Here is a 20,475-nt window from a genome sequence, read left to right on the forward strand (position 1 = left end):
GGGACCGCGACGGTCGGCCCCTCGCCGCACCGCGGCAGTGCCGCGGTGTGGGAGCCACTACCGCCCTGCAGCGCGGCGGTCGCCCCCGCACGGCGACACTGCCGCGGTGCGCGGGGCCGCCCCCAGCCGCCGCGCCGCCGGGACGACGACGGCGCCGCCTCCCCGCGGGGAGACGGCGCCGTCGGTGCGAGCCGGTCAGACGGTGAAGCGGGACACCGCCTCCTGCAGCTGACCGCTCATCCGGGCCAGCTCCGCCGCGGCGCGCTGGGCGTCCTCGACGCGGGAGTTGGTCTCCTGCGTGCCGGCGGCGAGGCCGGAGATGGCGTTGGCGATCGACTGCGAGCCGCTGGCGGCCTCGGCCACGTTGCGGTTCATCTCGTTGGTCGTGGCCGTCTGCTCCTCGACCGCCGCGGCGATGGTCGCCTGGAAGTCGTTGATCTCGCCGATGACCGAGCTGATCTGACCGATGGCCTCGACGGCCCCGGCGGTGTCGGCCTGGATGGCCTCGACCCGCCGCGAGATGTCCTCGGTGGCCCGCGCGGTCTCCTGCGCGAGCTCCTTGACCTCGCTGGCGACGACGGCGAAGCCCTTGCCGGCCTCCCCGGCGCGCGCGGCCTCGATGGTGGCGTTGAGCGCGAGCAGGTTGGTCTGCTCGGCGATGCCGTTGATCAGCTTGACGACCGTGGCGATCTCCTGCGAGGAGTCGCCCAGCTTGCCGACGGTGCGGGTGGTGTTCTCGGCGACGGTCACGGCCTGGCCGGCCACGCGGGCGGCCTCGGTGGCGTTGGTCGCGATCTCGCGGATGGCCTGCTCCATCTGCGAGGAGCCGGCCGCGACGGTGTCGACGCTGGAGGCCACCTCGCCGGCGGAGGCGACGACGGAGTCGGCCTGGCCGGCGGCGGTGCGGGCGTTGTCGGCGATGGCCGCGGACGCCCCGTCGAGCTGGCGGGAGGCGTCGGCCAGCTGCTGCGCCGAGTCGCCGACGAGGTGCAGCACCGAGCCCAGGGCGTCGAGGGTGTGGTCCAGCGACTGCGCCACCTCGCCCAGCTCGCCGCCGCCGGTCTGCCCGGCGCGCACGCGCAGGTCACCGGCGGCGACCTTGCCGAGCACCTCGCGGATGCGCTGCACCGGCACGGTCACGCTGCGCGCCACCAGGAGCGCGAGCCCGACGGCCACCAGCAGCCCGACGACCACGAGGACCACGGTCACGGTCCGCGCGGAGGTGTAGGCGTCGTGCGCCTCGTCGATCACGCGCTCGGCGTGGGCCGACGCGGCGTCGACGGCGACGACGAGGGCGTCCTGGGCCTTGGCCTGCTGCTCGCTGAGCGCGGCGGAGAGGCGCTGGAGCTCGGCCATCGGGGTGTCGACCGTGGTCGCCTCGTACTCGGCGAGGACCTCGAGGTAGCCGGTGACGGCGTCCTTGAAGTCGGCGAAGGACGCGCGCGCGGCCGACGGCAGCTCCATGCCGTCGACCTCGTCGATGTCGGCCACGAGGCGGTCGGTGATCGTCCCGACGGCCTCCTGGGCCCGGGCGATGCTCTCCGGCGGCAGGCCGGCGATGTAGGACGTGGAGACGTTGGCCGACCGCTCCCACCAGTCGACCTGCAGGCGGCGCATGCCGTCGAGCGGCTGGGCCGCCCCGGTGTAGACCTCCCGGGCCTTCTCGTCCAGCGTCGCCATCCGGCTGACGCCGAAGACGCCGACGCCGAGCGTCGTCAGGGCGACCACGAGGACGGCGCCCAGCACGCGGCTGCGCAGCCCCCATCCTGACCGCCGGCCGCTCCCCGTGTCCGTCTCCTGCGCGGCATCCATGCCCGAACCTCCACCCGGTGGTCGTCCGCGGCTCCTCCGCGGCCCCTCGGCAGGAGTGTCGGCAGGCGTGTCCCGGCCTTGAGCCGAGGCGGCCCGGGGCGCGACGGCCGGGGGACGCGACGGCCGGGGGACGCGACGGCCGGGGGACGCGACGGCCGGGGGACTCAGAGGGCGGCGAGGAACGCCGCGACGCCGTCCTCCTCGTTCGTGCCGGTGACGTCCGTGGCGACGGCGAGCAGGTCGGGGTGGGCGTGGGCCATGGCGACGGCGCGGCCGCCGGCGGCGCGCACCCACTCGAAGGCCGCGATGTCGTTGGGCATGTCCCCGAAGACGACGACGTCGGCGGGGTCGACCCCGTGCTGCGCGGCGACCTTGGCCAGCCCGCTGGCCTTGGTGACCCCGGGGGCGGAGATCTCGGCCAGGGCGTCGCTGGACGACGTCGTCACCGTGGCCCGGTGCCCGGCGGCCTGCTCGACGAGGGCGAGGAACTCCGCCCGCGGCAGGGTCTCGTGCCGGGCCAGCAGCTTGGCCGCGGGCCCGGCGACCATCTCCTCCAGCGTCGCCACGGCCACTCCGGGCACGTCGACGTCCCACCGGGGCTTGTAGACGGGCTCGTGACGGAACTCCAGCCCGTACTCGACGGCGAACCAGACGTCGGGCTGGGCCTCCCGCAGCACCGCGGTCACCTCGCGGAGCACGTCGGGGTGCAGCGCCTGCTCGTCGAGGACGGTGAAGCTCTCCAGGTCCAGCAGCACCGCGCCGTTGCAGCAGACGGCGGTGCCGTGGCGCAGCTGCTCGCGGATGCGGGTCATCCACCGCGGCGGGCGGCCCGTGGCGAGCACGACCGGCACCCCGCCGGCCCGCCAGCGCTCCAGCTCGGCCACCGTCTCGGGGCTGACGGTGTCGTCCCGGCGCAGCAGCGTGCCGTCCATGTCGCTGGCGATCAGCCGGGGCCGCCAGTCAGGCACCGGCACCCCCCGACCCGAGCACGGCCTCCAGGTACCGGGCGACGCCGTCGACGGCGTGGCCGCTGGTCCGCGTCGCGGCCGCCGCGCGCACCGCGGGGTGCGCGTTGGCGACGGCGACCGAGCGGCCCCCGGCCTCGTTGACCGCGGTGATCATCGGCAGGTCGTTGGGCATGTCGCCGAAGACGAGGACGTCGCCCATGCCGACGCCGTAGCGCTCCAGGGCGACGGCGAGCCCGGTGGCCTTGGTGACGCCGGGCGGCAGCACCTCGATGAAGCCGAGGCCGGCGTGGGTGACCTCGGCGTCGGCGGGGTCCACCACGGAGCGGGCGCGGGCCAGCAGCTCGTCCTGGCCGAGGGACGCCGAGCGCAGGAACACCTTCAGCACCGCCCCCGCGGGCAGCACCTGGTGCCGCGGGAGCAGGTGGGCGGGCTCGGGGTAGGGCCAGTCGAAGCCGTGCTGGACGCGCAGCTGGGTGCGCACCTCGCCCTGCTCGGCGGCGTCCTCGACGGCGACGACGAGTTCCCCGGCCACGGCCTCGATGCGCTCGATGACCGCCTGCGCCTGCGCGCGCGGCAGGCCGACCGTGCGCAGCACCTCGTCGCGCTCCAGGTCGACGACGAAGCCGCCCTGGGCGAGGACGGCGATGCCGCGGCCGTCGAGGGCGGCGTGGACGCTGTCGAGCAGGCGGGGGCCGCGGCCGGTGACGCCGACGACCGGGATCCCGGCGGCCCAGCAGGCCTCGAGCGCGGCGCGGGTGCGGGGCGCCACCTCGGTGGAGGCGTCGAGCAGGGTGCCGTCGAGGTCGGAGGCGACCAGCTTGGGCCGCCACGGCCCGACGTCCCCCAGCTCCACGACCTCGTCGAAGCCCGCGAGCACGCCGTGCGCCCGGAGCGGCTCGGCGGTCACGGCACCGGTACCGGCGCGGCCAGCGCCATCCCGGGGGTGAGCACCTCGTGACCGCCCAGCCAGGGGCGCAGCGCGGCGGGCACGTGCACCGACCCGTCGGCCCGCTGGTGCACCTCGAGCAGGCAGGCGATGGTGCGGGCGATGGCGCACAGCGTGCCGTTGAGGGTGGCCGCCGGCTGCGGCTTCCCGTCGGCGTCGCGGTAGCGGATGGCCAGCCGGCGCGCCTGGAACGTCGTGCAGTCCGAGGTGCTGGTCAGCTCGCGGTAGGTGCCCTGGCTGGGGAACCACGCCTCGATGTCGAACTTGCGCGCGGCGCTGGTGCCGAGGTCGCCGGCGGCGATGTCGACGACGCGGTAGGGCAGCTCGAGCGCCTGGAGGAACTCCTCCTCCCAGGCCAGCAGGCGGCGGTGCTCCTCGGCGGCCTCCTCGGGCCGGCAGAAGCTGAACATCTCGACCTTGTCGAACCAGTGCACGCGGATGATGCCGCGGGTGTCCTTGCCGTAGGAGCCGGCCTCGCGGCGGAAGCAGGAGGACCAGCCGGCGTAGCGGCGCGGGCCGGCCGACAGGTCGAGCACCTCGTTGGCGTGCATGCCGGCCAGCGCGACCTCCGACGTGCCGACGAGGTACAGGTCGTCGCGCTCGACGCGGTAGACCTCCTCGTCGTGCTCGCCGAGGAAGCCGGTGCCCTCCATCGCCTCGGGCCGCACCAGGGCGGGGGCGACGACGGGGACGAACCCGGCGGCGACCGCCCGGCTGATCGCCAGCTGGGCGAGCGCGAACTCCAGCAGCGCGCCCGGGCCGGTGAGGAAGTAGAAGCGGGCGCCGGAGACCTTCGCGCCGCGCTCCATGTCGATGGCGCCGAGGGCCTCGCCGATCTCCAGGTGGTCGCGCACCGCGAAGTCGTAGGTGGGCACCTCGCCGACGGTGCGCAGCGTGACCGCGTCGTCCTCCCCGCCGGGCGGGACGTCGTCGTGCACGACGTTGGCGATCCGCAGGTGCGCCTCGCGCAGCGCGGCGTCGGCGGTCCGCTGCGCCTCCTCGGCCTCCTTGACCTGCGCGGCCAGCGCCCGGGCCCGCTCGAGGACGGCGGGGCGCTCCTCGGGGGAGGCCTTCTTCACCGCCTGCGAAGCCGACTTCTGCTCGGCGCGCAGGTCGTCGGCGCGCTTGACCGCCTCGCGGCGGGCGGCGTCGGCGGCGAGCAGGTCGTCGACGCGGGACTCGTCGGCTCCCCGGGCGCGCTGGCTGGCACGGACGGCGTCGGGGTGCTCGCGCACGAGTCGCAGGTCGATCACGCCCCGATCGTAGGTGCCGGGTGCGTCCGGCCCGGGACGCCGAGGCGACCGGCACCCGGCCGGCCGGCGACCGCTCCCCTCCCGCCACCAGCCCGCCACCTGGCCGCCACCGGTGCCGAGATCGGCGATCTCGGCACCATCAGGGCCTGATGCCGCCGAGATCGCCGATCTCGGCGGGACGGGGCGGCGGGACGGGGCGGCGGACCGGGTCGGCGGGAGGGGCGGCGGAACGGGACGGCGGGACGGGGACGGCCGGGAGGCGGGACACTCGGGGCATGCGGTTCCTGCAGCGGCCCGACCACGACCTCACCTACGCCGACGTCTTCATGGTGCCCAACCACTCGACCGTGGGCTCCCGGCTCGAGGTCGACCTGACCACGCCGGACCGGGTGGGCACGACGATCCCGGTCGTCGTCGCCAACATGACCGCGATCTCGGGACGGCGGATGGCCGAGACCGCCGCCCGCCGCGGGGGGCTGGCCGTCATCCCGCAGGACATCCCGGTGGACGTCGTCGCCGAGGTCGTGTCCTGGGTGAAGTCGCGCCACCCCGTCTACGACACCCCGATCACGCTCGCCCCCACCTCCACGGTCGGCGAGGCGCTGTCGCTGCTGACCAAGCGCGCGCACGGGATCGTCGTGGTGGTGGAGGACGGCGTCCCCGTCGGCGTGGTCACCGACGGCGCGTGCCAGGGCGTGGACCGCTTCACCCAGCTGTCGGAGGTGATGGCCCGCGACCCGTTGACGGTCCAGGCCGGCACCGACCTGCCGAAGATCTTCGACGTCCTCTCCGACGAGCGGATCAGCGCCGCCCCGGTGGTGGAGGGCGACCGGCTGGTCGGCGTGATCACCCGCAAGGGTGCGCTGCGCTCGGCGATCTACCAGCCGGCGGTCGGGCCCGAGGGGCACCTGCTCACCTCGGCGGCCGTGGGCATCAACGGCGACGTCGCGGGCAAGGCCGGCGCGCTGCTGGCCGCCGGGGTCGACGTGCTGGTCGTCGACACCGCGCACGGGCACCAGGAGAAGGCGGTCGAGGCGGTGCGCGCGGTCCGGTCGGTGGCCGGCCGGGTGCCGGTGGTCGCCGGGAACGTCGTCACCGCCCAGGGCACCCGCGACCTGGTCGAGGCCGGGGCGGACGTCGTCAAGGTCGGCGTCGGCCCGGGCGCGATGTGCACCACGCGGATGATGACCGGCGTCGGCCGGCCGCAGTTCTCCGCGGTCGAGGAGTGCGCCGCGGCCGCCCGCGCGCTCGGCCGGCACGTGTGGGCCGACGGCGGCGTCCGCCACCCCCGCGACATCGCCCTCGCGCTCGCCGCGGGCGCGGCCAACGTGATGGTCGGGTCCTGGTTCGCCGGCACCTACGAGAGCGCCGGCGACATCCACGAGGACGGGTCGGGGCGGCTCTACAAGGAGTCGTTCGGGATGGCGTCGGCGCGCGCGGTCAAGGCGCGGACGTCGGCGCAGAGCGGCTTCGAGCGGGCCCGCGCCGGGCTGTTCGAGGAGGGCATCAGCTCCTCGCGCATGTACCTGGACCCGGCCCGCCCGGGGGTGGAGGACCTGATCGACCAGATCGTCGCGGGGGTGCGGTCCTCCTGCACGTACGCCGGCGCGCGGACCGTCGACGAGCTGCACGAGCGCGCGGTGCTGGGGGTGCAGAGCGCGGCCGGCTACGAGGAGGGCCGGCCGCTGCCGACCAGCTGGTGAGGGCGCTCCCGCGCGAGCAGTTCGAGGAGCTGGTCGCCGACGCGCTCGACGAGGTGCCGCCGCAGCTGATGGCGCTGCTGGACAACGTCGTCGTCCTGGTCGAGGACCGCAACCCCGACGAGCCGGACCTGCTGGGCCTCTACGAGGGCGTCGCGCTGACCGAGCGCGGGTGGCAGTACGGCGGCGAGCTGCCCGACCGGATCATGATCTACCGCGAGGCCATCTGCGACGTCTGCGAGACCGAGGACGACGTGGTCGAGGAGGTCACGATCACCGTCGTCCACGAGATCGCCCACCACTTCGGCATCGACGAGGAGCGCCTGCACGCCCTCGGCTGGGGCTGATGAAGGGCCCCCGGGAGGCCGCCACGAGCCCGCGTACCGTGGACCGACGTGGCGGAGGTCAAGGGCAACGGGTTGCCGATCAAGATGCTGCACGACCGCGTGCTGGTCTCCCTGCGCCGGGAGGACGGCGAGCGGCGGTCCACCGGCGGCATCCTGATCCCGGCCACCGCCCAGGTCGCCAAGCGCCTGGTGTGGGGCGAGGCCCGCGGCGTCGGCGGCAGCGTCCGCCAGGTGAAGGTCGGTGACCAGGTGCTGTTCTCCCCGGAGGACCAGCACGAGGTCGAGGTCCACGGCGAGGACCTGGTGATCCTCCGCGAGCGCGACGTGCACGCGGTCGCCGCCGAGCGCATCGAGGACGCCAACACCGGCCTGTACCTCTAGGCCCGTACCTCGCAGACCGGCCCTCGTGTCGGGGGTCAGTCCTCGGGCGCGGCCGGCGCGTGCCGGGCGACCACCTCGGTCATCTCGGTGAGGAACCGGGTGACGACGGCGACCTCCTCGTCGCTGTAGCCCTCCATCGCCGCGAGCAGGTCGGCGGCCAGGCCCCCGAAGTGCTCGGCGCCGGCGGCCAGCGCCGACTCCGACATCTCCAGCGCCACCCGCCGGCGGTCCCGGGGGTCGCGGACGCGCCGCACGTGCCCGACCCGCTCCAGCCGGTCGACCAGCGCCGTCACCGACGCCGAGCGCAGGTCGACGGCCGCGCCGAGGCCGCCGGCGGTCAGCGCCTCGCCGCGCCGGGCGGCGTCCATGATCGCGACGAGGGCGCGGACGTCGGTGCGGTTCAGCCCGTGCGCGAGCGCGAACCGCTGACTGACGGCGTCGAGCTCGACGGAGAGCCGGCGCAGCAGCAGGACCGCCTCCCGGCGCGCCGCCGTCGTCTCCTCCACGCCCCCACCCCCCGCGCCGTGCGTCCGGCCCGATCCGCCACTAATGTCTCGATCGTCGAGATTATCGCCGTTCGAGGGAAACACCATGCCGCGCAGGACCTCCGTCGCCCGCTGGCTGCTGCCCGCCCTCGTCGTGCTGGCCTGGATCGTCCTCTCCGCCCCGCTCGGGTCGCTCGGCGGGCGGCTCGGCGACGTGCAGACCAACGACTCGGCCGCCTTCCTCCCCGACAGCGCCGAGTCCACCCGGGTCGCCCAGCTGCTGCGCGAGTTCGACACCGAGCGCGCCCTGCCGGTGGTCCTGCTGTGGGAGGGCGACGGCGCCCCGCTGGACGCGGCGGCGCAGGGTGAGATCGCCTCCCGGGTCCGGGACGCCGTCGCCCTCGCGGAGGACGCCGGGGCGCTCACCGGCGAGGCCTCCCCGCCGATCCCGTCCGAGGACGGCGCGGCCGTGCAGGCGGTCCTGCCGCTCAGCCCGGACCTCGGCGAGGCCCTGCCCGGCCTCGTCGACGCCCTGCGCGACCTGCCCGGGGTCGCCGGGACGACGGAGTACGTGACCGGCCCCGGCGCGCTGTTCAGCGACTTCGCCGAGGGCTTCTCCGGCATCGACGGTCTGCTGCTGGTCGCCGCCTTCGGCGTCGTCCTCCTCATCCTGCTGGTGGTCTACCGCAGCCCGCTGCTGCCGCTGCTGGTCATCGGCACCGCCGGACTCGCCCTCACCACCACGCTGGCGGTCGCCTACCTGCTGGCCGACCAGGGCTGGATCGAGGTGAACGGGCAGAGCCAGGGCATCGCCTCGATCCTCGTCGTCGGCGCGGCCACCGACTACGGCCTCCTGCTGGTGGCCCGCTACCGGGAGGAGCTGCGCCGAGAGCAGTCCCCGGCGGCCGCCATGCGGGTCGCGCTGCGCCAGTCGTGGGAGCCGATCACCGCGTCCGCGGCGACCGTCGTCCTCGGCGTGCTGTGCCTGCTGTTCTCCGACCTGGGCAGCAACCGCGCGCTCGGGCCGGTGTCGGCGGTCGGCATCGCGCTGGCCATGGTCGCCGCCCTCACCTTCCTGCCCGCCGTGCTGGTGCTGCTCGGCCGGGCCGCGTTCTGGCCGTTCCGTCCCCGCTACGGCAGCGAGCACGCGCACGGCCGCGGCTGGGAGCGGGTCGCCGCCGGCGTCGGCCGCCGCCCGGGCCGGGCCCTGCTGGGCAGCCTCGGCCTGCTGGTGGTCCTGGCGGCGTTCGTGCCGGCCTTCCGGGCCGACGGCATCCCGCTGTCGGAGGCGGTGCGCGGCGGGTCGCCGTCGGGCGAGGGCCAGGCCGCGCTCGCCCGCCACTTCGACGCCGGCGCGTCCGCCCCGGCCACCATCGTCACCCCCGCCGGCGACTGGCAGCAGGTCGCCGAGGCCGCCGCGGGGGTGGACGGCGTGGCCGGCGTCGCGCCGTGGACCGGCACGCGGGGGGGCCCGCCGCAGCCGGGCGCCGCGCCCGTGGAGGTCGACGGCCTGGTCCGCCTGGACGCCACGCTCGCCGACGCCCCGGACAGCACCCGGGCCCGGGAGACCGTCGCCGACCTGCGCGCGGCGGTGCAGGAGGCGGACGGCGATGCGCTGGTCGGCGGCCCGACCGCCCAGGACCTCGACACCCAGGACACCGCCGCCCGCGACCTCGCCGTCATCGTGCCGCTGGTCCTGCTGGTCATCACCGTGGTGCTGGCCCTGCTGCTGCGGGCGCTGGTCGCCCCGCTGCTGCTGGTCGCCACCGTGGCGCTGAGCGTGCTGGCCACGGTCGGCCTCGCGGCGCTGGTGTTCGATCCGCTGTTCGGCTTCCCCAGCAGCGACCCACAGGTGCTGCTCATCGGGTTCGTGTTCCTGGTCGCCCTGGGGATCGACTACAACATCTTCCTCATGACGCGGGCCCGCGAGGAGTCGCGGCGGCACGGGACGCGCGAGGGGGTGCTGCGCGCGCTGGCGGTGACCGGCGGCGTGATCACCAGCGCCGGGCTGGTCCTCGCCGCCACCTTCGGCGCGCTGACCGTGCTGCCGCTGGTGATCCTCACCCAGCTCGGGTTCCTGGTCGGCGCGGGCGTCCTGCTGGACACCTTCGTCGTCCGCACGCTGCTGGTGCCCGCGGCGGTGCGGCTGATCGGCGACCGGGTCTGGTGGCCCAGCCGCCTGGCCCGCCGTTCCCAGGACGCCCCGGAGCCGGCCTCAGAGCCGGCCGGCGCGCACCCGTGACAGCCACGCGTCGGCGTCGGTGAACGCGTCGTCGGTGGCCTCCGCGGCGACCGGGCGGTTCTCCCGCTCGTCGGCGCGCGGGTAGGAGCCGAGGAAGCGGACGTCGTCGCAGACCCGGTGCAGCGCGGCCAGCGTCTCGCCCACCCGCGCCTCGGCGACGTGCCCCTCGCAGTCGAGGGCGAACGAGTAGACCCAGCGCCGCTCGCGGGTGGGGCGCGACTCGATCCGGGTCAGGCTGATGCCCCGGGCGGCGAACTCCTGCAGCACCTCCAGCAGCGCGCCCGTGCGGTCGGCCACGACCGCCACCAGCGAGGTCTTGTCGTTGCCGGTCGGCGCGGGCAGCGGGCCGGGCGGGGTGACCAGCACGAACCGGGTGACGGCGCCGCGGTGGTCGGCGATGTCCTCGGCCAGCGGGACCAGCCCGTACCGCTGCGCCGCCAGGGGAGCGCACACGGCGGCGTCCCAGCGGCCGTCGGCGACCGCCTGCGCGGCACCGGAGGTGGACGACGCCGACTGCGGGGCCAGTGCCGGCAGGTGCTCGGCGAGCCAGCGCGCGGTCTGGGCCAGCGCGTGCGGGTGGCTGGCGACCGACCCGACGTCGGAGAGCGTCGTCCCGGGCCGGACGGCGAGCACGAACGTGGGCTCCAGGAACACCTCGCGGGTGATCAGCAGCGGCGAGCCGTCGGCCAGACCGTCCATGGTCGCCGGCACCGAGCCCTCGATGCTGTTCTCCATCGGCACCAGCGCGGCGTCGACCTCGCCGGCGCGGACGGCGGCCAGCGCGGCGGCCACCGTCGGCCGCGGCGAACGGGGCGCCGCGTCCCCGACTGCCCTGCTCAGAGCCGCTTCGGCGAAGGTACCCTCGGGTCCCAGATAGGCGAACCTCGTCGGGAACGTGCTGGCGGACTGCGGATCGCTGTGCAGTTCGTCCATCGGCGTCGCGGGCATCCGACGAGGGTAGTGCGGGCGGGGTGGGCAGGTGCCCACCCCGGGGGAACCGCCTCGCCGCCGGCCGCAGGGGCCGGCCCGCCTGCGTCCGACTGGAGGGATGCGTGACTCCCGGCGCCATCGGTGTCACCGAGCGTGACCTGGATGCTGCGCTCTGGCGTCTCCTCGCCGCCAGCGACCGCGGGGACCCCGCCACGTTCGCCCGGGAGCACGACGCCGCGACCGACCTCCTGGCCGCCGCGCCCGACCCCGCCTGGGTCGCCTGGCGCGACGCGTTCGACGCCCGCCGCGCCCTGGTCGACGCCGACGTCGACGCCGCCACCGCCGCCGTCGGCGCCGCCCGGGCCGCGCTCGGCGGCTGCCCGCCGGACGCGATGACGGCCCTCACGCTGGCCTACCTGGCGCACGTGGAGGCCACCGCCGACCACGTGGACGCCGCGATGCTGCTCGCCGTCGACGCGAGCCTGCTCGCCGAGGCCTCCGGCGACACCGGCCGCGCCTCCCACCAGGCCCACCTGTGGCTGTCGCTGACCCTGGGCGCGCTGGACCTGGAGGAGCTCGCGGTCGCCCAGGCCCTGCAGGGCTCCCGCATCGCGGCCGGGCTGCCCGACCTCGCCGACCGCTGGCAGCTGCTGCTGCTGTGCGCGCGGCAGCACGTGGAGCTCGCCCAGACCCAGTGCCGGCGCGGCCACGACGTGCGGGCCGGGGAGCTGGCCGCCGTCGCGCTGCGCTGCGCCACCGAGGCGCGCGGGCTCGACCGCGAGCCCGAGCCCGGCGAGGGCGACCTGCTCGACGTCGTCCAGGCGTGGGCGATGGCCTGCGCCGGGGATCTCGACGGGGCGATGGGGCCGCTGCGCCGCGCGCACCGGCGGGTGCACCGCGACGGCGAGGTGTGGCTTCGCGGCTACACCGACCTCGTGCTGGCGCGGCTGCTGGCCCGGCTGTCGCAGGAGCGCGCCGGGGGCGGCCACGCCGAGGAGGCCACCGACCTGCTGGTCGACGCGGCCGGCGCCTTCGCCGCGACCGGGGACCGGCGGCGCTACCGGCAGTGCCTGCTGGAGCTGGGGCAGGCGACCGCCGCGCAGGGCCGCCCCGCGGAGGCGCTGCACTGGCTGGAGGCCTACCGGGCCGAGGCCGGCCGCGCGCACGCCCGCAGCCGCGAGCTGTGGGCGGAGATGTTCGTCCGCCGCAGCCGGCTGCGCGAGGCCGAGCGCCAGGCGGCGGTGCTGCGCACCTACGCCCTGCAGGACCCGCTCACCGGGCTGGGCAACCGGCGCAGCGCCGAGCGCCGGCTGGGCAGCCTCCCGCTCGGTGAGGCGCCGCTGTCGCTGGCCGTGGTCGACGTCGACCGGTTCAAGGCGGTCAACGACGACATGTCCCACTCCCGCGGCGACGAGGTGCTGCGCCGGGTGGCCGACCTGCTGCGCGAGCACTGCCGCACCGGCGACGAGGTGTACCGCTGGGCCGGCGACGAGTTCCTCGTCGTCCTGCCCGAGGCCTCCGAGAACCAGGCGCTGCTGGCGATGGAGCGGCTGCGGGCCGCCGTGGCCGACGCCGAGTGGGGCGACCTGCAGCTGGCCGACCCGGTGACGGTCAGCATCGGCGTGGCCACCACCCCGGCCCGGGACGCCGACCAGCCGGCCGTGCCCTCGGGCTGGCGCTCGCTGTTCGACACGGCCGACCTGCACCTGTTCAGCGCCAAGCGCGGCGGCCGGAACCGGGTGCGGGCACCGGGCGTGACCGGGGAGGCCTCGTGACGCTCTCCCCTCGGTGGGGCGCCTGTGACGAAACGGACGACGCCCTGCTCCCGGTCCGGCGCGCCTCCGGAACGGTGCGTGACAGGGACGACGACGGCGTGCACAGTGCGCTCGTGCCACCGGGAGCCCTGCACCACCGGGTGACCGCCGCGCTGTCGGACTGGCGCCTGGACGACGCCGAGGAGCTGCTCGCCGACGTCGAGGGCGACCCCTCCCCCTACGCCGCGCCCCCCGAGGGCGCCGACCCCGCGGCCGCCGCCGGCCTGGGCCGGGCCTGGGCGGACACCCTGCGCGCCGAGCTGCTGGTCCGCCGGCTGCGGATGGCGGGCTTCACCGTCGTCGGCGAGCCGCTCGAGCCGGTGCCCGGGGAGCCGGCCGCCGCCCCGCTGGACCTGCACGCGGGCCTGGCCGGGCTGCTGGACGGCGACGGCGGGGACCCCGACGCCGGGCCGGCGTCGCGCGCCGCGCTGGCCATCGCGCTGGTCCGCTCGGCCAAGGCCGCCTTCGACGCCACCGACGACGACCTCCAGCGCGCCGCGGGCCTGGCCCGGCACGCCCGGATCGAGCTGCTCTCCCGCCGCATCGACGCCGCCATGGACGAGGCGATCGAGGCCGCCAGCCTGCTGGACCCGGCGCTGCCGCCGTCCGCGCTGCTGGTGGAGACCCTCGCCACCCTCGCCGGCGTGCTGGCGGACCTGGAGCTCATGCCGCTGGCGCTGGACTACCAGCGCCGGGCGCACGAGACGGCGGTGGCCGCCGCCGGGGTGCCCGGCGCGCTGACGGCCGCCGACGGCGACCCCGAGGTGCTCGTCGCCCGGGCCGCGACCCGCCTCGGGGAGCTCTGCGCGGAGCTCGGGGAGGCCCTGCTCGACGACGGCGTCCCGGCGTCGGCCGTCCCGCACTTCACCGAGGCGCGCCGGCTCGCCGAGGACGCGCTGGCGCTGCTGCCCCCCGAGGCGGCCGACGCGGTCGTCGCCGCGCAGGTGGTGCACGGCTGGGCGCTGGTCGGGCTGGGCGAGCACACCGCGGCCGCCGGCCCGCTGCGCGCCGCCGTCCGGATCACCAGCGCCACCGGCGACCGTGGCCTGCTCGCCGCCGCCCTGCTGGCCCTCGGCCGCGCGCTGCGCCGCCAGGGCGACGCCGCCGGCGCGGACGAGCAGCTGGCCACGGCGCTCGCGCTGGCCACCGAGCACGGCCTGCCCCGGCTGCGCCGCGCGGCGCTGCGCGAGCTGTGCACCCTGCACGCCGAGCTGGACGACGCCGGGCGCGCGCTGCCCTACCTGCAGGCCTACCTCGCCGACGAGCTGGACCGGGTCGACGAGCGCCGCACCCGCTGGGTGGAGCTGTTCGGCCGCCGCAAGAGCCTGCTGGAGACCGAGCGCGCCGCCGGGCAGCTGCGCCGCCAGGCCTACGAGGACCCGCTCACCCACCTGCCCAACCGCCGCTACGCCGAGGCGCGCCTGGACGGGCTGCTGTCCAGCGGCACGATGCCGGCGCTGGCCGTCGTCGACGTCGACCACTTCAAGTCGATCAACGACGCGATCGGCCACCCCGGTGGCGACGCCGTGCTGCGCACGGTCGGCGAGCTGCTCATCGAGGGCTGCCGGGACACCGACGAGGTGTGCCGCTGGGCCGGCGACGAGTTCGTCGTCCTGCTGCCGGAGACGACGGCCGAGCAGGCCGAGCGCGCGCTCGAGCGCATCCGCCGGGCGGTGGCCGGCCACGACTGGACCGCGCTCGGGCTCAGCGGGCCGGTGACGATCAGCGTGGGCGTCGCCTCGGCCACCCGCGGCGACGACCGGCGCATGCTGTTCGCCGCCGCGGACGGCGTGCTCTACGACGCCAAGCGCAGCGGCCGCGACCGCGTCGTGCGCCTGTCCGCCGTCACGCAGCGCACCGGCGCCCCGCTGGAGCCGGCCCCCGCCGCCGAGGCCCCGGCGGCGGACCCCGCGCCGAGCCCGGCACCGGCCCCGGCGCCGGTCACCGCGCCGCCGCCCGTCGTGCTGCCGCCGGCCGCCGAGCCCGCCGCGGTCGCCGGGGGGTTCGCCGCGCTGCTGCTGGAGCCGTCCGCCGACGACGTCCCGCTCGCCGGCCCGCGCACCGACGAGCCCGCCGTCCCGCTGCCGCCGCCGCCCGCGCCCGTCGCGGGCCGGACGCCGGAGCCCGAGACCCTGTGGGCGACCGGCCGCGGCCCCGAGCAGGTCCTGGCCCTGGTCCGCGCCGCGCGGGCCGAGCACCCCGACCACCCCGTGGTCGTCGTGCGCGCCACCGCGGAGGCGCTGGTCGCGCTCGCCGCCGAGTTCGGCCCCGACACGGTGGTCGACGCCGCCGCGATGTCGGCCGCCGTCGGGCCGCTGCCCGAGCCGCTGGGGCAGGTCGTCGTCCTGTCCGCCGGCGGCGGCGACGCCGCGGTGGCGGCCGAGGCCGCGTTCGCCGCGCGGGTGTCGGGCACCGGGGTCGTCCGCGTCGCCGACCTCGGCGGGAGCCGGATGCACAGCGGCCTGCCCGACCCCGCGGTGCTGGCCGGGGCCGACTGCCTCGTGGTCGTCGCCGGGCTGGACGCCTCGCTGGCCGGCCTCGTCGCGGCGACCACCGACGTGCCGGTGGTCGCGGTGCCCACCTCCACCGGGCAGCCCGGCTCGTTCGGCGGCTTCGGCGCGCTGCTGACCATGCTCAACTCCTCGACGCCGGGCGTGGTCGTCAGCAACATCGACAACGGGCACGCCGCCGGGGTCTTCGCCGCCCGGATCGCCCGCCGCACCGCCCGCTAGACGCGCGCCCGCGGCCGGTCGTCCGCCAGCGCCCGGGCCACCAGCGGCACGGCGGCCAGGAACAGCGCGGCGACCGCCACCGCGCCGCCCAGGGCCCACGCGGCGAACACCAGCAGGGACGCGAGCTCCACCCCCAGACCGGCCACCGAGGTGAGCGTCGCCCGGTACCGGCCGGTGATCCGCTCCTGCAGCCGCGCCTCGGCCACCACCAGCACGCACAGGTACAGGCCGTAGGCGACCGCCAGCGCCACGAGGGCCGCGGGCCGGGCCCACGCCGCGGCCGCGGCGAGCAGGACCGCGGTGCCGGCCAGGGCCAGCGGCAGCGCAGCCGCCGGCAGCCGGGCGGCCCGGCCGGCCAGCGCCGCGCCCAGCGCCCCCGCGAGGGCGACGGCGAGCCCCGCCGCCGGCACCGCGGCCGTCGGCACGCCCCAGTCGGCGGCCAGCACGGGCACGTACTCCTCCAGCGCGTCCAGCCCGCCGATCGCGGCGACCGCGAGGACGACCAGCCGCAGCCGGGGCCGCCGCAGGGCCGCGGCCACCGCCCGGCGCAGCGGCACGCCGTCCCCGTCGTCGTGGCCGTCGTCGTGGCCGTCGTCGTCCCCGCCGTCGTGGTCCTGGCCGCCCGCGGCGGGCGGCGCGGCCGGGAACCGCAGCGCCAGGGCGGCGGTCGCCAGGCACACGGCGACGCTGGCCCAGCCCACGGCCGGGTAGCCGCCGGCGGCGACCAGCACGGCGGCCAGCCCGGCGACCGGGACCTGGACCAGGAGCTCGGTCGCGGTCGTCCAGCCGTGCACGCGGGCGAAGGCGCCGGCCGCGCCGGAGGCGGCCAGGCCGTCGTACAGCAGCGCCTCGACCGTGCCCGACACCAGCGCGCCGGCGATCCCCCACACCACGAAGCCGGCGGCGAAGGACGCCGCGGTGGGCACCGCCGTCCACAGCGCGAAGGCGGCGGCCTCCAGCACCCCGGACAGCACCAGCGCCCCGCGCCGGGACCAGCGGTCGGCCAGCACGCCCGCGGGCACCTCGGCCAGGAAGCCGGTCGCCGACCACAGCGCGAACAGGCCGGACACCTGTGCCTGGGTCAGGCCCGAGTCCAGGAAGAGCAGCGCGTACAGCGGGTAGAGGGGCGCGAGCCCGGCGAGGGCCGTCCAGCCGACGGCGAGGCGGGCCAGCGGCCGGGCGGCGGCCGGCAGCGGGGCCGGCCGGGAGCGGGGAGAGGGTCAACGGAACGGCATGCCCGGGACCGTAGCGCCTGCGCGTGACCCGGCGCACGCCGTTTCCCGGGCCGCCGTCGGCTAGGCTGGCCGGGAGAAGGGGAGTAGCCCCCGACCGCTGGTCGACATGCTGGCGCCGCCGCGAGGTGGCTCCCGGTCAGCGGGCCCACGCGGCGCGTGGGTGGGCGAGACCTTCGACCAGGCAGTGGAACGCGCGCTGCCGGTCGGAGGCTGCCCGCATCCCCCGCCCGGCGCGCCGAGCGGAAGTGTGGGGTTCTCGTGCTGGTGTTGTCGGTCGTCGCGGCGGCCTTCGTGCTCGTCCTGCCCGTCGAGCTGCCGGACAAGACGCTGTTCGCCAGCCTGGTGCTGGCCACCCGGTTCCCGCCGTTGCCGGTGTTCGTCGGCGTCGGGCTCGCGTTCGGGCTGCAGGTGGCGATCGCGGTGACCGCCGGCTCGCTGCTCACGCTGCTGCCCGGGGCGCTGGTCAGCGGCGTCGTCGCCGTCCTGTTCCTGGTCGGCGCCGTCGTGCTGTGGCGCAGCGCGACCAGCGGCCCGGAGGACGAGGACGTCGACGCCGACAGCAGCGCGGGCTCCTCCTTCCTGCGGACGGCGGCGATCTCCTTCGGCGTCCTGTTCGCCGCCGAGTGGGGCGACCTGTCGCAGCTGGCGACCGCCGGGCTCGCCGCCCGGTACGAGGCGCCGCTGTCGGTCTTCGTCGGCGCCTGGGCGGCCCTGCTGGTGGTCTCGGGCCTCGCGGTGTTCCTGGGCAAGAAGCTCGCCGACCGGCTGCCGGTGGCCCTGATCCGGCGGGTCGCGGCCGGCCTGTTCCTGGTGTTCGCGCTGTTCGCGGCCGTGGAGACCGTCCGCACCCTGGCCGGCTGAGTCCCCCCGACGGGGGACGTCGCCGCGGCGCGGCGCTCAAGTCCGGACCGCGGCGTGCCGTAACCGGTGCTGCGGGCACGCCGCACACGGGAGGACTGTCGTCATGGGGCGCAGCACGGGGGCGAGGACGAGGGCGGAGGCCGGCACCGGGCCCGCCGCGGTGATCGACGCGGCCGAGGACGGCGTCCTCGACGGCGCCGTCCGGGTGGCGGCGGCCCTGACCGGGCTGGCCTGCGCGACCGTCAACCTCTTCGACGGCGCGTTCCAGCGGCAGCTGGCCGCCTCCGGCTTCATCGGCGGCGTCAGCCCGATCGAGCACTCGATCTGCCTCACCCTGCTGGCCGGCGGCGTCCCCGCCGCGGCCGCCGACGACCTGACCGCCTCCCCCGCCTTCGCCGGCAACCCGTGGGTCGACGGCCGGCTGGCCCGGGTGCGGGCCTACGCCGGGGCGGCGCTGGTCCTCGACGGCGAGACCGTCGGCAGCCTCTGCGTCTTCGACGAGCGCCCGCACGCGTTCACCGCCGCGGAGGTCGACCGCCTCACCGACCTGGCCGCCGTCCTCGTGGCCCTGGTCGAGCGCCGCCGGCAGGCCGCCGAGCTCGCCGCGCTGGCCGCCGCCAGCGAGCAGGCCCGCCGCGAGGTGGAGGCCGCACACGCCGAGCTCGCGGCCTCGACCGCCTTCACCACCGCGCTGCTGGAGGCGCTGCCGGTCGGCATCGCCGCCGCGGACGCCGACGGCCGCGTCACCCTGTTCAACCGGGTGAGCCGCGCCTGGCACGGCGTGGACGCCGACCCGACGATCGCGATGACCGACGTCCCCTCGGCGTTCCGGCTCTGCACGCCGTCCGGTCGCCGGCTGGCCCCCGACGAGATCCCGCTGTTCCGCGTGCTCCGCGAGGGCCGGATCGCCGACGTGCCGATCACCATCACCGCCCCGGACGGGCGGATGCGCCTGGTCGAGTGCTCCGGGGAACCGGTGCACGCCGACGACGGGTCGCTGCTCGGCGCGGTCGTGGCGATGGCCGACGTCACCGAGCGGCGGGCGCTGGAGGAGGAGCTGCGCAGCGCGGCCCTGCACGACCCGCTCACCGCCCTGCCCAACCGGACGCTGCTGCTCAACCGGCTCACCGCCGCGCTGAGCGCCCGCGGGGCCGAGCCGGTCGCCGTCCTCTACTGCGACCTCGACGGGTTCAAGCCGGTCAACGACGCCGTGGGACACGCCACCGGCGACATCGTGCTGCGCCGGGCGGCGCGCCGGCTGCGCACCGCCGTCCGCCCCGGCGACACGGTCGCCCGCATCGGTGGGGACGAGTTCGTGGTCCTGTGCCCGGGCCTGTCCGACGAGGCCGCCGCGCAGGACGTCGCCGACCGCGTGACCTCGCTGTTCGACGAGCCGATCGCGGTGCTCGACGGGACCCGGTTCCCCGTCGGCATCAGCGTCGGCGTGGTCATGGCCGCCGCCGGGGAGCGCGCCGCCGCCGTGCTCGCCCGTGCCGACGCCGCGATGTACCGCGTCAAAGCCGCACGGCGGGCGCTGTCGGTGGCACGCTGACCGATCACCCCTGTGGGGGACCGGCCGCTCCAGCCGGGCCGCCGTCGTGTCGTTGCCGGGAGGTAACCCATCGCCGCCCGAGACGAGGACGACGTGACCGCCACGGTGCTCTCCCCCACCGGTGCTCCGGCCGAGCTGCAGCGCGCCGCGCTGCGCGACCTCGAGTCCGGGGCCCCGAGCGAGCAGGCCGAGCTCCGGGCCGTGCTGCGGCTGGCCACGGCCGTGACCGGCGCGGCGGGCGCCGCGCTCAACCTCCTCGACGAGCGCGACCAGGTGACGCTGCTCGCCCACCGCGCCGACACGATGCGCGTGTCCCGGGTGCAGTCCCTGTGCGCCCACACCTCCACCCGCCCCGGCGTGTTCTGGAGCCGGGACCTGCGCGCGGACGCCCGCTACGCCGGCAACCCGTTCGTCGACGGCCGGATCGCCCGCCTGCGGTTCTACGCCAGCGCCCCGCTGCGGACCGGGGACGGCACCGTGATCGGCACGGTCTGCGCCTGGGACGACGACGTGCGCGACCTGACCCCCGAGCAGGTCGCCCAGCTGGCCGACCTCGCCGAGGTGGCCCTGGCGCTGGTGGACCGCCACCGGGCCGCCCGCGCCGCCGAGGCCGCCGCCGCGGAGCTGGCGACGGCGCGCGCGTTCGACCGGGCGCTGCTCGACGCCCTGTCGGTCGGGGTGGTCGCCTCGGACGCGCAGGGGCGGCCCACCCGGGTCAACCGGATCGTGGCCGAGTGGGCAGGCGACCGCTGGGACGGGCGGCGGCTGGTGGACGCGCCCCTGCTGGAGGACCTGTACCTGGCCGACGGCGTCACCCCGCTGGACCCGGGCGACTCGCCGCTGGTGCGGGCCGTCCACGGCGAGCCCGTCCGTGACGTCGAGCTCGTGGCCGGACCGCCCGGCGGCCCGCGCCGGGTGACCCTCGCGACCGGCGAGCCCATCCACCTGGCCGACGGCACCGTCGCCGGCGCGGTCATCACGATCACCGACATCACCGAGCAGCGGGCGCTGGAGGCCCGGCTGCGCGAGGCCGCCCTGCACGACCCGCTGACCGGCCTGCCCAACCGGGCCCTGGTGGTCGACCGGCTCGAGCAGGCGCTGCGCGCGCAGCGCCGCGACCGCAGCCCGGCCGCCGTCGTCTACTGCGACCTGGACGGCTTCAAGACGATCAACGACACCGCGGGCCACGCCGCCGGCGACGCCGCGCTGCGCCGCAC

General features: G+C 77.0%; 16 protein-coding genes. 9 read left to right on the forward strand and 7 right to left on the reverse strand.

The annotated features are described in order from the left end of the window. Positions 1-195: 195 nt before the first annotated feature. From ACI781_RS07220 to serS, 4 genes are all read right to left on the reverse strand, one after another. Positions 196-1,812, reverse strand: a complete 1,617-nt coding sequence (locus tag ACI781_RS07220; RefSeq protein WP_456565398.1) for a methyl-accepting chemotaxis protein — start codon at positions 1,810-1,812, stop codon at positions 196-198. Between the two features lie 164 nt (positions 1,813-1,976). Further along, entirely contained in the window at positions 1,977-2,786 is an 810-nt protein-coding gene (locus tag ACI781_RS07225; protein ID WP_456565399.1) for a Cof-type HAD-IIB family hydrolase, read from the reverse strand. Then, positions 2,773-3,687 carry an HAD family hydrolase gene (locus ACI781_RS07230; protein WP_456565400.1) on the reverse strand — a complete coding sequence of 305 codons (915 nt, stop codon included), beginning with the start codon at positions 3,685-3,687 and terminating at the stop codon, positions 2,773-2,775. Before ACI781_RS07230 ends, ACI781_RS07225 begins: the two co-directional genes overlap by 14 nt. After that, on the reverse strand, positions 3,684-4,979 hold the full coding sequence (gene serS, locus ACI781_RS07235) for a serine--tRNA ligase (RefSeq protein ID WP_456565401.1): 1,296 nt from the start codon (positions 4,977-4,979) through the stop codon (positions 3,684-3,686). Before serS ends, ACI781_RS07230 begins: the two co-directional genes overlap by 4 nt. Positions 4,980-5,254: 275 nt before the next feature. Between serS and ACI781_RS07240 the strand changes: the two genes are divergently transcribed. From ACI781_RS07240 to ACI781_RS07250, 3 genes are read left to right on the forward strand one after another with little or no spacing between them, the layout of a single operon-like run. Beyond that, entirely contained in the window at positions 5,255-6,682 is a 1,428-nt protein-coding gene (locus ACI781_RS07240; RefSeq protein ID WP_456565402.1) for a GuaB1 family IMP dehydrogenase-related protein, read from the forward strand. After that, the gene (locus ACI781_RS07245) at positions 6,679-7,026 is read left to right on the forward strand and encodes a metallopeptidase family protein (RefSeq protein WP_456565403.1); all 348 of its coding nucleotides are present in this window, start codon (positions 6,679-6,681) and stop codon (positions 7,024-7,026) included. Before ACI781_RS07240 ends, ACI781_RS07245 begins: the two co-directional genes overlap by 4 nt. Positions 7,027-7,074: 48 nt before the next feature. Then, positions 7,075-7,407, forward strand: a complete 333-nt coding sequence (locus ACI781_RS07250) for a GroES family chaperonin (RefSeq protein ID WP_456565404.1) — start codon at positions 7,075-7,077, stop codon at positions 7,405-7,407. Positions 7,408-7,442: 35 nt separating this feature from the next. On the opposite strand, the gene ACI781_RS07255 is transcribed toward ACI781_RS07250, so the two are convergent. Continuing rightward, the gene (locus ACI781_RS07255; protein ID WP_456565405.1) at positions 7,443-7,913 is read right to left on the reverse strand and encodes a MarR family transcriptional regulator; all 471 of its coding nucleotides are present in this window, start codon (positions 7,911-7,913) and stop codon (positions 7,443-7,445) included. Positions 7,914-7,998: 85 nt separating this feature from the next. On the opposite strand from ACI781_RS07255, the gene ACI781_RS07260 reads away from it, so the two are divergent. Continuing rightward, complete coding sequence (locus ACI781_RS07260; RefSeq protein WP_456565406.1) at positions 7,999-10,134, forward strand: MMPL family transporter; 2,136 nt, start codon at positions 7,999-8,001, stop codon at positions 10,132-10,134. Here the strand turns inward: ACI781_RS07260 and pheA are convergent. Next, entirely contained in the window at positions 10,108-11,082 is a 975-nt protein-coding gene (gene pheA, locus ACI781_RS07265) for a prephenate dehydratase (protein ID WP_456565407.1), read from the reverse strand. The two genes, ACI781_RS07260 and pheA, sit on opposite strands and share 27 nt — an antisense overlap. Positions 11,083-11,186: 104 nt before the next feature. Between pheA and ACI781_RS07270 the strand changes: the two genes are divergently transcribed. Together ACI781_RS07270 and ACI781_RS07275 are read left to right on the forward strand one after the other, a co-directional pair. Next, the gene (locus tag ACI781_RS07270; protein WP_456565408.1) at positions 11,187-12,839 is read left to right on the forward strand and encodes a diguanylate cyclase; all 1,653 of its coding nucleotides are present in this window, start codon (positions 11,187-11,189) and stop codon (positions 12,837-12,839) included. Between the two features lie 113 nt (positions 12,840-12,952). Then, positions 12,953-15,610 (forward strand): diguanylate cyclase domain-containing protein, encoded by a 2,658-nt coding sequence (locus tag ACI781_RS07275; protein ID WP_456565409.1) that lies wholly within the window; start codon positions 12,953-12,955, stop codon positions 15,608-15,610. Here the strand turns inward: ACI781_RS07275 and ACI781_RS07280 are convergent. Further along, positions 15,607-16,803, reverse strand: coding sequence for an MFS transporter (locus tag ACI781_RS07280; protein WP_456565417.1), 1,197 nt, complete (start codon positions 16,801-16,803; stop codon positions 15,607-15,609). The genes ACI781_RS07275 and ACI781_RS07280 overlap by 4 nt on opposite strands. A 300-nt stretch (positions 16,804-17,103) precedes the next feature. Here ACI781_RS07280 and ACI781_RS07285 point away from each other — a divergent pair, with 300 nt between their 5' ends. From ACI781_RS07285 to ACI781_RS07295, 3 genes are all read left to right on the forward strand, one after another. Beyond that, the gene (locus ACI781_RS07285; RefSeq protein ID WP_456565410.1) at positions 17,104-17,706 is read left to right on the forward strand and encodes a TMEM165/GDT1 family protein; all 603 of its coding nucleotides are present in this window, start codon (positions 17,104-17,106) and stop codon (positions 17,704-17,706) included. A 103-nt stretch (positions 17,707-17,809) separates the two neighbouring features. Next, positions 17,810-19,258 carry a diguanylate cyclase domain-containing protein gene (locus ACI781_RS07290; protein WP_456565411.1) on the forward strand — a complete coding sequence of 483 codons (1,449 nt, stop codon included), beginning with the start codon at positions 17,810-17,812 and terminating at the stop codon, positions 19,256-19,258. 93 nt (positions 19,259-19,351) lie between these two features. After that, the coding region (locus tag ACI781_RS07295; RefSeq protein WP_456565412.1) for a diguanylate cyclase domain-containing protein at positions 19,352-20,475 on the forward strand (1,124 nt) is incomplete at its 3' end.

It is taken from the genome of Blastococcus sp. SYSU D00695, from assembly GCF_054050555.1.

Bases quoted from the DNA above. Each gene is read 5' to 3' on its own strand.
- ACI781_RS07220 (WP_456565398.1), bottom strand. From the start codon at position 1,812: ATGGATGCCGCGCAGGAGACGGACACGGGGAGCGGCCGGCGGTCAGGA.
- ACI781_RS07240 (WP_456565402.1), top strand. From the start codon at position 5,255: ATGCGGTTCCTGCAGCGGCCCGACCACGACCTCACCTACGCCGACGTC.
- ACI781_RS07260 (WP_456565406.1), top strand. From the start codon at position 7,999: ATGCCGCGCAGGACCTCCGTCGCCCGCTGGCTGCTGCCCGCCCTCGTC.
- pheA (WP_456565407.1), bottom strand. From the start codon at position 11,082: ATGCCCGCGACGCCGATGGACGAACTGCACAGCGATCCGCAGTCCGCC.
- ACI781_RS07290 (WP_456565411.1), top strand. From the start codon at position 17,810: ATGGGGCGCAGCACGGGGGCGAGGACGAGGGCGGAGGCCGGCACCGGG.